General features: G+C 60.6%; 9 protein-coding genes and 2 pseudogenes. 3 read left to right on the top strand and 8 right to left on the bottom strand.

Features of this window, described 5'->3' with window-relative positions:
• The first annotated feature begins 173 nt into the window (after nt 1–173).
• The 3 genes from BW14_RS00705 (at nt 174) to BW14_RS00695 (ending at nt 4,643) form a co-directional block, all read left to right on the top strand.
• A complete protein-coding gene (locus BW14_RS00705; RefSeq protein WP_140489086.1) occupies nt 174–1,352 on the top strand; it encodes an ATP-binding protein in 1,179 nt (392 codons plus the stop codon).
• A 374-nt stretch (nt 1,353–1,726) separates the two neighbouring features.
• Complete coding sequence (ettA, locus tag BW14_RS00700; RefSeq protein ID WP_140489085.1) at nt 1,727–3,406, top strand: energy-dependent translational throttle protein EttA; 1,680 nt, start codon at nt 1,727–1,729, stop codon at nt 3,404–3,406.
• A 331-nt stretch (nt 3,407–3,737) separates the two neighbouring features.
• Complete coding sequence (locus BW14_RS00695) at nt 3,738–4,643, top strand: acyl-CoA thioesterase II (RefSeq protein WP_140489084.1); 906 nt, start codon at nt 3,738–3,740, stop codon at nt 4,641–4,643.
• A 44-nt stretch (nt 4,644–4,687) separates the two neighbouring features.
• Here BW14_RS00695 and BW14_RS00690 read toward each other — a convergent pair whose 3' ends face one another.
• The 8 genes and pseudogenes from BW14_RS00690 to tilS all read right to left on the bottom strand — a co-directional run bounded on the left by BW14_RS00690 (nt 4,688) and on the right by tilS (nt 12,701).
• On the bottom strand, nt 4,688–5,218 hold the full coding sequence (locus BW14_RS00690; RefSeq protein ID WP_140489083.1) for a DUF3180 domain-containing protein: 531 nt from the start codon (nt 5,216–5,218) through the stop codon (nt 4,688–4,690).
• Nucleotides 5,219–5,418: 200 nt separating this feature from the next.
• Nucleotides 5,419–6,507, bottom strand: a pseudogene (gene folK / locus BW14_RS00685) (2-amino-4-hydroxy-6-hydroxymethyldihydropteridine diphosphokinase); the annotation flags it as partial.
• Between the two features lie 126 nt (nt 6,508–6,633).
• Nucleotides 6,634–6,990, bottom strand: a pseudogene (gene folB, locus BW14_RS12470) (dihydroneopterin aldolase); the annotation flags it as partial.
• 258 nt (nt 6,991–7,248) lie between these two features.
• On the bottom strand, nt 7,249–8,115 hold the full coding sequence (folP, locus tag BW14_RS00680; protein ID WP_140489081.1) for a dihydropteroate synthase: 867 nt from the start codon (nt 8,113–8,115) through the stop codon (nt 7,249–7,251).
• A 63-nt stretch (nt 8,116–8,178) separates the two neighbouring features.
• Nucleotides 8,179–8,775, bottom strand: a complete 597-nt coding sequence (folE, locus tag BW14_RS00675; protein WP_044089020.1) for a GTP cyclohydrolase I FolE — start codon at nt 8,773–8,775, stop codon at nt 8,179–8,181.
• Between the two features lie 119 nt (nt 8,776–8,894).
• Nucleotides 8,895–10,997 (bottom strand): ATP-dependent zinc metalloprotease FtsH, encoded by a 2,103-nt coding sequence (ftsH, locus tag BW14_RS00670; RefSeq protein WP_140489080.1) that lies wholly within the window; start codon nt 10,995–10,997, stop codon nt 8,895–8,897.
• Entirely contained in the window at nt 10,994–11,557 is a 564-nt protein-coding gene (gene hpt, locus BW14_RS00665; RefSeq protein ID WP_044089018.1) for a hypoxanthine phosphoribosyltransferase, read from the bottom strand. Before hpt ends, ftsH begins: the two co-directional genes overlap by 4 nt.
• Nucleotides 11,544–12,701 carry a tRNA lysidine(34) synthetase TilS gene (tilS, locus tag BW14_RS00660; RefSeq protein WP_140489079.1) on the bottom strand — a complete coding sequence of 386 codons (1,158 nt, stop codon included), beginning with the start codon at nt 12,699–12,701 and terminating at the stop codon, nt 11,544–11,546. Before tilS ends, hpt begins: the two co-directional genes overlap by 14 nt.
• Nucleotides 12,702–12,719: the final 18 nt, after the last annotated feature.

Below are 12,719 nucleotides of genomic sequence, written 5' to 3'. Positions count from 1 at the left end.
ATAAGCCGTCCTATCGGCCGCTCCGCAGAGATGCAGCAAACACTAAAGCAGACTTTTGGCATCGACTACAGCAATGCTATGGCAATCACTACAGCAATATTATGGTATTATGTAGAGCAATGTTGTGGTAAAAAACACAGTTCTGGCTGCAGGTTGTAGATAAGGAGCCGCCCATGATCCCAAGACTGCTCACCGAACAGGCGCGGCGCTCCGCCACTTGGTTTCCGATCGTCTCCGTCACCGGCCCACGTCAAAGCGGGAAGTCAACGCTCGTCGAAAACGCTTTCGCGGATTATTCATATCTCAATCTGGAGGATCTCGAACTGCGCAACCAGGCAAACGTCGACCCGATCAGCTTCGTCAGGAATCGTTCCACACATCTGATCATCGACGAGGCGCAATACGCACCGGACCTATTCTCTGTGCTGCAGGTGGTTTCCGACGAGACGAAACGACCCGGCCAATTCATCCTGTCAGGCTCGCAAAACTTCCTGCTGCTCAAGCAAATCAAGCAATCGCTGGCCGGCAGGGTCGGCGTGCTGAAACTGCTGCCGCTTTCGTATGCGGAAGCGCTCACGGCGCACCCCGAGCTCACAATCGAGGAGTTCATCCTCGACGGCGGCTACCCTCATCTGCATGCCGCGCACATACCGCGCAGCATCTTCTTCGAAAGCTATATCAACAGCTATATCGAACGCGACGTCACCGACTATCTCGACGTACGCAATATCACCACGTTCCGCACGTTTCTCCGCCTCTGCGCCCAGCACGTCGGAGGGCTGATCAAAGCCACCTCCCTCGCCAATGAGCTCGGCGCCACCTACCGCACCGTCAAATCATGGATGTCGATCCTCGAATCAAGCTACATCACGTTCAGCTTGCCGCCATACTTCGGCAATCTGAACAAACGGCTGACCAAAACGCCGAAGCTGTACTTCCACGACACCGGCCTGCTCTGTTACCTGCTGCGCATCGAAACCGTACAGGACCTTCAGGAACATCCGCTCTTGGGGGAAATTATCGAGAACCTCGTAATATCAGAAACCGTCAAGAGATACTACAACGCGTTGAAAACCCCCGAATTATACTTCTACCGCGACGACAGCAAAATCGAGGTAGATCTCATCGACTGCACGCATTCCCAAACCAAGCCGGAACTCATCGAGATCAAATCCGGGCGCATGTACCATGACAGGTTCGCGAGGCATCTACGATCGGTCGGCACATTGCTGAACGTTCCGGAAACGAACCGCACGGTTGCCATGCGAATCGACAGCCCGTACATCGACCACGGCATCAATGTATGCCCCATCCGCAATCTGCTGCTGCAAGGGGAATCTCCCGTTGCATGAGCGGATGATCCCCTGAGGCGACCTCTCGCTGGAGCAATCCTTGTCGCTCAGAATGATGCCGCAGCCGTGGCAGTCATCTCCCCCGCAGGCACGCCGACGACACCGCCGCCTGAAGCCCTACGGCGTCTCGTTCGATGACCCTGACCACACACAAGATGTCACACGCAACCCACTGCCAGCCGCGCCATTCCAGCCCTTCCGTTACCATGGTGGGCGGTGGTTTGGCATGGATTCGACCGCTATGCGGACATGTTTCGCATCGGGCGGCGTACTCCGGCAACGCGACGGCAATGAGCACGACGAGCGGCAACTGGCACCATGCACGAACCAAAGAAACGGCGGAATTCCAAACTTTGTAAGGAGTAACTGCATCCATGGCAGAATTCGTGTTCCAAATGATCAAGGCGCGCAAGGCCTTCGGCGATCGTGTGATCCTCGACGACGTGACCCTGAGCTTCCTGCCCGGTGCCAAGATCGGCGTGGTGGGCCCCAACGGCATGGGTAAGTCCACGCTCCTGAAGATCATGGCCGGCATCGAGCATGTCTCCAACGGCGAGGCCACCCTCACCCCGGGCTTCACGGTTGGCATTCTGCAGCAGGAGCCGCCGCTGGATGACACCAAGACCGTGGGCGAGAACATCAAGATGGCGTTCGGCCCGATCGCGGAGAAGGTGGCCCGCTTCAACGAGATCGGCGAGGAGATGGCCAATCCGGACGCCGATTTCGACGCCCTGATGGACGAGATGGGCAAGCTCCAGACCGAGATCGACGCCGCCAATGGCTGGGATCTCGACTCCCAGCTCGAGCAGGCGATGGACGCCCTGCAGTGCCCCGACCCGGACACCCCGGTCAACGTGTGCTCCGGTGGCGAGCGCCGTCGCGTGGCCTTGTGCAAGCTGCTGCTCGAAGCCCCGGACCTGCTGCTGCTCGACGAGCCCACCAACCACCTGGACGCCGAGTCCATTCTGTGGCTGGAGCAGTTCCTGCACCAGTACAAGGGTGCCGTCATCGCCGTCACCCACGACCGTTACTTCATGGACAACGTTGCCGAATGGATCTGCGAGGTCGACCGCGGCCACCTGTACCCGTACAAGGGCAACTACTCCACGTATCTGGAGACCAAGGCCAAGCGTATGGAGATCCAGGGCGCCAAGGACGCCAAGCTCGCCAAGCGCCTCAAGGACGAGCTCGACTGGGTGCGCTCCTCCCCCAAGGCCCGTCAGGCCAAGAACAAGGCCCGTCTTGAGCGTTACGACCAGATGGAGCAGGAGGCACGCAACAACAAGAAGCTGGACTTCTCCGAGATCCAGATTCCGGCAGGCCCGCGTCTGGGCTCGCTGGTGCTCGAGGCCAAGCACATCCACAAGGCGTTCGGCGAGCGCGTGCTCATCGACGACCTCAGCTTTACGCTGCCGCGCAACGGCATCGTCGGCGTGATCGGCCCGAACGGCGTGGGCAAGTCCACGCTGTTCAAGACCATCGTCGGCCTCGAGCCGCTCACCAGCGGCGAGCTGAAGATCGGCGACACCGTCAAGATCAGCTACGTCGATCAGAACCGTGAAGGCCTCGACCCGAACAAGAACCTGTGGGAGGCGGTCTCCGGCGGTCTTGACTTCATCGAGGTGGCCGGCGTCGAAGTGCCGACCCGCGCCTATGTGGCGAGCTTCGGCTTCAAGGGCTCCGACCAGCAGAAGCTCACCGGCGTGCTCTCCGGTGGCGAGCGCAACCGTCTGAACCTCGCCCTGACCCTGAAGCAGGGCGGCAACCTGCTGCTCCTCGACGAGCCCACCAACGATCTGGACGTCGAGACGCTGGAAAGCCTCGAAAACGCTCTGCTCGGCTTCCCGGGCTGCGCCGTGGTGATTTCCCACGACCGTTGGTTCCTCGACCGTGTCGCCACGCACATCCTCGCGTGGGAGGGCGATGACGAGAACCCGGCCAAGTGGTACTGGTTCGAGGGCAACTTCCAGGCCTACCAGGAGAACCGCGTGGCTCGCCTCGGCGAGGACGCGGCCCGCCCGCACCGCCTGCACAAGAAGCTCGTGCGCGGCTGATTCATCGTTTGGTTGGCACATCCAAGCCGTCATCGCTTTGCGGTGGCGGCTTTTGTATTGTTTCCGCAAAACCAACTGAGGGATAGTCAACTTGGTTTTGTCTCTCCCCCCAGTCAGCTTCGCTGACAGCCCCCTCATCAGAGGGGGCCAGAGTGATTGGCACCGACGTGAGACATGTCCACTCTCAGAACCGCATCATGAAACATGACCATACCTCATCGAACGTTTACTTTCCTCATAGGCTTTTTACATTCCCCTGCACACTCTCTTAACTCTCAATCGGTAGACTGCCTACCAGTATCGAACAATCGTCGTATGAATCGAGGCGCCCATGGCTCAGACAAACACCGTTACCCCATTGAATCATTTGGTGAAGGTGCTGAGACTTGGAGAGCCTTCCGCCTACCGCAACCACACGTACATCAACGGCGAAAGCATGTACTTCCCCACCGGCCGAGTCTATGGCGGCCAAGTCATCGCCCAGTCGGTCATCGCCGCATCCAAAACCGTCTCGGCCTCCCGACTGCCGAACTCGATTCATGGTTATTTCATCACCGCAGGAGACATCCGGCAGGATCTGCTGTTCGATGTGGAGAACCTGCGCGACGGTCGCTCCTTCTCCGCCCGCCGCGTCAATGTCACGCAGGCGGAAGGGTCGATTCTCACCGCCATAGCATCCTTCCAGGAAACCGGTCAGCAGGGTGTGGAATTCTCCGATCCGATGCCGGATGATCTGCCTGATCCGGAATCGCTGACCTCAGCCAAGGAGCTGATGCAGCCATTTGCCGAAAAGTCCCCATTCGCCAGCTATTATGCGGAAAAATCACCATTCGACATCCGTCACATCACTCCCACGGTGATGCTTCAGGCCGACAAGAAATCCGCCGCGCATGATTCCGGCAAGCAGATGGTGTGGATGAAAGTCGATGGGCATGTCGATGTGCCGCAGGTGATGCATCGCGCGCTGCTGGCCATCGGCTGCGACCAGCTCATGATGGAACCGGTGCTGCGTCGCGCCGGTCTGTCGATCTCCACGCCGGGCATTTCCTATGCCTCTATCGATCATTCGATGTGGTGGTATCGCGATCTCGACATCAATGAGTGGCATTTGTATGTGCAGGATACGCCCATCGCGGCACACGGGCGCGGTCTCGGCAACGCCAAGGTGTATTCGCAAAGCGGAGATCTGGTCGCCGTAATCGCACAGGAGGCCATGGTCCGCGTACCGCGGCAATAAGCAGCAGTGCAACACAGCCGAAGCCGGGGGCGTATCGGGAACGGCTACTGCTCCCGATACGCCTTGGCCACCTCTTGACGACGTTTCGCCTCGGCGAGTTTGGGATTCTCAGGCCCCTCATTCGGCGGCAATTGGCATAGCCACTCGCCTATGATGCCGATGATCATGTCGGCGACGCAGACCACCGCCGTCACCGCGCACTGGATGATAGCGTCATGGTAGAACGGCGCTTCGATGTGACTGACGCTCATCAAGATCTGTCCCACATACCATCCGGCGAGAGCGGCGCCGGCGAGGCCGAGCGCCTTGGCCAGCACCAGGGTATTCACCGCGACGGTGGGGTTGATGAAACTGTGCGGGCGCTTCTTGGGATCGGTGTTCGCGTATTTGTGCACCTGAAGCGCCAGAACCAGCACGACCAATCCCAACACGGCCAGCAATCCGGCCACCACCCAAGGCGTGCCAATCAGGGAAAGACCCGATTGTTCGCCATATAAGGCCAGTCCCATCCCGGCGAGCAGCCCCAGAACGGCACCAATCACATACTGCCACCATGGCGTTCGGCGTACCTTCACGCGCCACCTCCTTAGCTCAAGTACCACAATCATTCATATATTGCCATCAACCGCAGTACCGCCACGCATCCAGCCGCAATCCCCGCACCTTGCAGCTCTGTTTCGCAGAGCCTACGGCCCCCCGGCGAGGTGCCGCAGCCGCAGGCTGACGAATAGGCGATACAGTGCCGAGGGTCGCCTAAGCAGCATAACGGCAGCCACTACTCGGCCGCCATGATCCAATGGTCGGACAGCATGCCCACCTGTCCGGCATCCGGTGCCATGGCCAGCAGGAACGATACCGGTTCGGTGCCCAATGTGGCTTCGGGATCCATGTCCATCCACGGTGCCAGCACCGAGGCATGGGTTCTGGCGGAGGGCCAGGGCACACAGCAGTCTGGATCATCCGAGGCGACACCCTCCATATCAATCAGATCCAGATCGACGCTCCCCTCGTGCAGGGCTTCGACGCTGCCCAGCGCCGTGATCAGGTCGGCGGCGGGCAGCTTGGTCTCCACTTGGATGACCGCGCTCAGCGCATCCGGCCCATCGAAATGCGACACGTGATACAGCGGGGAGATGCCCTGCACCTGGTTGCCGGGGATGCTGTCGATGGACACAATCGCCTCACGGAACAGGTGTTCGGCATCCTGTGACGTGGAATCCAACGAAATGACCGCCTTACGGGAGACAGGTGCGGGTTCCGCCGAAGCCAGCGAGGGCTTTGCCGCCGTCTTGGCCGGCGAAGAATCGTGCGGGCGCATCGCATCATCGCCAGCCTCAACGTCGGCGGCATGACCGCCCAGCATCCAATCCTCCGACGCGAGACGTACGGCATCCCGGTCAGGAGCCGCAGCCAGAAGATCACGGACCAGCCCTTCATGTGCGCCGGCAAGGCGCGCAGATGGGTTCAGCGACACCCAAGGCGCCAACACGAAGGCGCGCTGCCATGCGCGTGGATGGGGCAGCGACAGATCGGGATCGGCGTTGCACACGCCGTCGAAATCGATGATGTCGAGATCCAGAGGGCGTGAATCCCAATGCTGTTCGCGATTGCGTCCATGTGCACGCTCGATGTCCTGCAACTCATCCAGCAGGTCATGTGCGCCCATTGTGGTCTCCAATTCCACGACCGCGTTGAGAAAGTCCGGGGCGCCGTCCGCCATGCCCCATGCGGCGGTGCGATACAACGGCGAAATACCGGTCACCTGTGTGCCGGCAAGTCCGTCGATCTCGCGCACGGCGGCGCGCAGCGTGGATTCCACATTGCCGAGGTTGCCACCCAATGCCACTACGGCATGATGGATGGCTGCGCCGCGGCTGCTGACCGGGGATGATGTGCCCGCATCAGCACTCGGCTTGGACCCGGCGTCGGATCGCGGTCCACTCTGAGCGGACTCGGTCGCCGACACCGGCACGGCACGGCCATGCTCGTCCCGCACACGTGTGATGGATACCGATACATCCTGGAATGCCACGACAATGGGCGCGTGCGGCTTGTGCACGGTGATGTCGATGACCTTTACTGCCGGAGCGTCGGCGAGCACACGGTCGGCGATGCGCTGCGCCAGACGTTCGATAAGATCCACATGCTCGCCTTCGATGATTGCGACAATGTCTTTGGCGACACGTCCATAATCGATGGTGTCCTGCAGATCATCGGATGCGCCGGCCGCCGCGAGATCGAGGTGCAAGGTGGCGTCCACGATGAAGGTCTGTGGGCGTTCGTGCTCGAAGGGGAGCACGCCGTGGGTGCCATTGGCGTGTACGCCGGTAAGGGTGATGGTGTCCATTGGAGGTCTTTCGTTGTGATGTGATGACTCCCCTCAGTCAGCGTTGCTGACAGCTCCCCTCAGAGAGGGGAGCCAGAAGAGGAACGAACGTTGATGACTGCCTCTCGGAAAGAGGAACCAGAGGAGGAACGAACCTGGCTAACAGCCCCTCGGAGAGGGGTGCCAGAAGAAGGATGAACCTCGCACATGGCAACCCGCTCAGAGAGGGAGCCGAGAGCGTGTACGTCACTCTTCAGAGGAGTCGGAAGGGCTTACAGCTTATAGGTATTGGCGCCAGGTATTGCCCGCTATGACGGCGGCACGGCTTTTCGCCACGTCATGGACGCGCACGGCCCATGCACCATGTTCCGCGCTCAATGCCGAAAGGGCGGCGGTTACATCGTCACGCTGTTCCATGGAGGGCTCGCTGATGCCGGCATCGGCGAGCATGGCGGAAATGAAACGCTTGCGTGACTGGCCGATAAGCACCGGATATCCCGCAGCGCGGAACAGTTTCAATCCGGTCAGTAGCGGCAGGTTATGTTCGATGCCCGGCTTGGAGAATCCCAGACCCGGATCGATGATGATGCGTTCAGTCTTGACTCCGGCATCCAGCACGGCATCGACCTGACGCATCAGCTCGTCATGCACGTCGATGAGCACACCGTGCTCGTACACGGACGTGTCCTGATCGGGATTGGCGCCTTTGGAACCGGCGAGCCAACCACGCCAGTGCTGCACGATGTAGAGGCAGTCATGGTCGGCCACCACATGCGGCAGTTCGGCATCCAATGTGCCGCCTGAGACATCATTGATGATCTGCGCCCCGCCTTCCAGCGCCGCAGCCGCCACCGATGCGCGCGTGGTGTCGATGGACAGTACGGCACCGGCGGGAATCAATGCGCTGACTGCACCGGTGATACGACGATGCTCATCCTCTTCGCTGACTCGTTTGGCTCCTGGACGGGTGGATTCGGCCCCGATGTCGATGATGTCGGCACCGGCCGCCATCATGTCGCGGCCGTGCTGGGCGGCTTTGTCGGGGTCGAGCCAGAGGCCTCCGTCCGAGAAAGAATCCTCGGTGATATTGAGCACGCCCATCACCATGGTGGATGGCGCGTCATGCAATGCCTGCAGATCAGTCATATGTCCCCCTCTATGTGACGAACCAATCATATACAAGACTTATTTATCCAATTATGCCTCCGGTTATTTATCCAAGATGAGGCTCATGGCTTCCGCACGGGTGGCGGGATTGCGCAGCAATCCGCGCACCGCGGAAGTCACCGTGCGCGCGGAGGATTTCTTGATGCCGCGCATAGACATGCACAGATGCTCGCATTCGGTGACCACGATCACGCCACGCGCACCGGCATACTCCACCAAGGCGTCTGCGATCTGTTGCGTAAGACGCTCCTGCACCTGTGGACGACGGGCGTACACCTCGACCAGACGCGCCAGTTTGCTGAGTCCCATGACGCCGTCTTTGGCTGGAATGTAGCCCACGTGGGCAACACCGTGGAATGGCAGCAGATGATGCTCGCATACGGAATACAGTTCGATGTCTTTGACCAGCACCAGTTCGTCGGTGTCCACGTCGAAATGCTTTTCCAGCACATCGGCCGGCGAGGCGCCCAAGCCGGAGAACAGTTCGCGTCCGGCACGGGCTATACGATCCGGCGTTTCGCGAAGACCTTCACGGTCGGGATCCTCGCCAATGGATTTCAGGAACAGGCGGACAGCCTCGCGCACACCTTCCTCGTCATACTGGGCGACGCGATCGGCACCTGTCGATTCCTCGGTCATTTCCTCTCCATCCCATTCATCGTAATGGACAACGCCAATGAACAAGCCCACAGCCTATCGTGCAAGACAGATAAGACTGCGGGCTTTTCATGGAATACGTCAAGTCAGCAGGCCAAGGCTCACTGCTCTTCGGGCTTCATGCCGACCGAACGCTTCAGGCTTTCCGGAATCTCCACCGGAGGCTTGTCGGAATCCGGGCGGCGATCGTTGGACAGCCACACCTGACGTTCCGGAGCCTTCTTGATCGGGGCGAAGATCTGAGCCAACTCCTTCTCGTTGAGCGTCTCCTTGACCAGAAGCTGGCGAACCAGCTCATCGAGGATGTCACGGTTGTCGTTGATGATGTTCCACGCCTCGGTGTGCGCGGTCTCCACCAGCTTCAGCACCTCGTCGTCAATCACCTCGGCGGTGCGATCGGAGTACTTGCGCGGCGACAGACCATCCATCACCGTGGTCTGGTCGTCATCATCGGCCCACTTGATGGCGCCAAGCTTATCGGAGAAGCCGTATTCGACCACCATCGTGCGGGCGATCTTCGTGGCTTTCTCGATGTCGTTGGAGGCACCGGTGGTGGGATCATGGAAGACGATCTCCTCAGCGGTACGACCGCCCATCGCGTACGCCATCTGGTCAAGCAGCTGGTTGCGCGACTGCGAATAACGGTCGGATGTCGGCATCACGGCGGTGTATCCGAGTGCACGGCCGCGCGGGAGAATGGTCACCTTGGTCACCGGGTCGGTGTTGCGCAGCGCGGCGGCGACCAGCGCATGACCGCCCTCATGGTATGCGGTGTTGCGCAACTCCTCAAGGGCCATGCCCTTGGACTTGCGACGCGGACCGGCCTGCACGCGGTCGATGGCCTCATCGATGGCTCGGTTGTCAATGAGCTGGGCACCGGCCCGGGCGCACAGCAGCGCAGCCTCGTTGAGCACGTTGGCCAGATCGGCACCGGTGAAGCCGGGCGTGCGCACGGCCACCATATGCAGATCCACGTCCGGCACGAACGGCTTGCCCTTGGCATGAACCTTGAGGATCGCCTCACGGCCTTCCAGATCGGGAGCGGCCACGCCCACCTGACGGTCGAATCGGCCAGGACGCAGCAGAGCCGGGTCAAGCACATCGGGACGGTTGGTGGCGGCGATGATAATAAGGTTGGTGTCGTTGTCGAAACCATCCATCTCCACCAGCAGCTGGTTCAAGGTCTGTTCGCGCTCGTCATGCCCGCCGCCCATGCCGGAGCCACGCTTGCGGCCCACGGCGTCGATCTCATCGATGAAGATGATGGCGGGGGCGTTCTTCTTGGCCTCATCGAACAGGTCACGCACGCGGGATGCACCCAGACCGACGAACATCTCGACGAAGTCGGAACCCGCCATGGAGTAGAACGGCACACCGGCCTCGCCGGCGATGGCGCGCGCGAGCAGTGTCTTACCGGTTCCGGGAGGGCCGTACAGCAGCACACCGCGCGGGATGCGCGCACCCAATGCCTTGTACTTGGAGGGATCCTTCAGGAAGTCCTTGATCTCCTCGACTTCGGCGAGCGCCTCATCCTCACCGGCCACGTCGGAGAACTTCGTGGTGGGCGTCTGGCCTTCGAGCAGCTTGCCGTTGTTCTTCTTGCCACCCATGCCGAGCATGCCGCCGGCACCGCCCATGCGGCTCATCAGCCACCAGAACAACGCGAAGAAGATGATGAACGGCAGGATGGAGGTCACCAGATAGCTGAGCATGCTGGTCTGCTCGATGTTGGAGGTCCAGCCCTTCTCGAGGTCGCCGTCCTCCACGGCCTTGGCCACCTGCGCACCTTGGGCGAAGGTGTAGTAGAACTGCACGTCCTTGCCGTAGTTGGTGACCTTGCCGGTGTCCGGGTTCTTCTTGGAGAAGTCGTCCTTCAGCTCCAGGCGCACCACTTGCTTGTTATCGGTGATTTCGGCGTAGGTGGCTTTGCCCTGCTTGATCAGCGCGAAGCCATCCTTGGTGTCGATGGTCTTGGTGGCGCCGGTGGTGAACATCTGGAACATCAGCACGGCCATGACCACGAGCACGGCACCCCACAGCCACGGCGACTGCCAGACCGGCCGGTTCTCGTTGCCGTTGCCGTTCTTGCCGCGACTGTCATTGCCGTTGCCCCGGTTGAACGGGTTGGTGAACGGATTGCCGTTATTGCGGTTGTTATTGGGGTTGTTCCCGTTGCCCTGACCAGGCCCCTGGGGGAAAGTCATGCTTGTTCTCCTTGGTACACGGACGGCTTCAGCACCGCAATCGATTCGAGATTGCGGTAACGTTCGTCGTAATCGAGGCCGAAGCCCACAACAAACTCATCCGGGATTTCGTAACCCGGGTACTTCACTTCCACATCCACCTCGCGGCGGGATGGCTTGTTCAGCAGTGCGAACACCTCCACCGATGCGGCACCACGACGCTTGAGCTCATCGACCAACCACGCGAGTGTACGTCCGGAATCGATAATATCCTCCACGATAAGGATGTGCCGTCCGCGAACATCAGCGGACAGATCCTGCCGAACCGTCACCGTGCCGGTGGATTCCGTACCGGAACCATAACTGGACAGGCTCATGAAGTCGATCTGCACCGGGATGCTCAACGCTTCGGTGAACTCCACCAGCGTATTGACGGCCCCCTTCAACACCGCGACCACCAAAGGGTTCTTGTCGCGGTAGTCCTGGCTCACCTGTGCGGCCATCTCATGAATCTTGGCGTCGATCTGCGCTCTGCTGACCAGCTCGTGGTCAATCTCTTCCTTAACATCAGCGATTCGCATGCGCTCTATCTTGGCACACGCGAATGACGTGTTTCTTGCGGTTCGCTGAATATCCACTGGGAAGACATACAGCTTTCTGTCCATGCCAATCGACGATCAGGCGATCGATGGCCTCGATGTGCGCGGCGCTGGCAGCGATCCGCGCCTCGCTCAGCGCGTGTGCCATCACGCGCAGACGAATCGAAGGCGGTTCTTCCGCCAACAGCCTGGCATCGATGGTCACCGTGGCACCAGCCCCCTGCTGCGCCCGCGGGTCAAAGGCAACGGCATCGGGTGCAGTGGCATCACGGGAAGCGTAGGAATCGAGGGTGACGCGCACCGCCTGCGCCTCGACCGCAGCCGACTGCCGGTCGAGATACTCCTTGTCATACCGAATCAGGCGCGCGTTGGCGGACAGGTGGCGTGCCACGTCCACTCCGGCGAGCTGCCGCAGCACCGGCATCAGGTCATGGCGGATGCGCGAACGCAACGGATAGCCGCTCGGCAACAGGCCATCCATCTGCTCTCCATTGGTGGGATCGTCCCAATAGTCGAGCGACAGATCCTCGCAGATGCCGGTGGTATCAGCTCGTGTGACATCCAGCAGAGGCCGCAGGAACCGGACGTCCTGACGCATGGTGGCTGGCGGCATGCCGGCCACCATGTCGATGCCATGGCCACGCAGCAATCCGATTAGCACGGTTTCGGCCTGGTCATCCATCGTATGGGCCAGCAGCACGCAGGCCGCGCCCCATTCGTGCGCGGTATCGCACAGTGCCTGATAGCGTGCGGTGCGAGCGGCGGACTCCAGTCCCTCGCCCTGGTCATGGACCTCGACCGCGCGAACCAGAACCGGTTCCAGACCGAGGTTGTGGCACCGTCGCGCGGTCTGGTCGGCGACTGTATCCGAACCGTCTTGCAACTGATGATCGATGATGACCGCCCCGCAGCGCAATCCCAGCGAGGCACATACGATATGGCTTACCGCAGCCAGCGCCATCGAATCGCGTCCACCGGAGCATGCGACCAACACCAGCGGCGCATCAGCCGCAGGCTCATGCTCGCCATGGCGCAGGAATTCCGGCGATTGACGTTCAATCCCCGCCTGCGCGAGCGCCAGACGCACCCCGCCCACGGCGGTGCGCAGTCGTGCCGAATACACCATATGAATCCTTATCCGATT

The organism is Bifidobacterium sp. UTBIF-68, assembly GCF_006408855.1.
GTDB lineage: Bacteria > Actinomycetota > Actinomycetes > Actinomycetales > Bifidobacteriaceae > Bifidobacterium > Bifidobacterium reuteri.
Note: the sequence above shows the minus strand (reverse complement) of the source record. Positions and strands in the feature narration are given on the sequence as shown.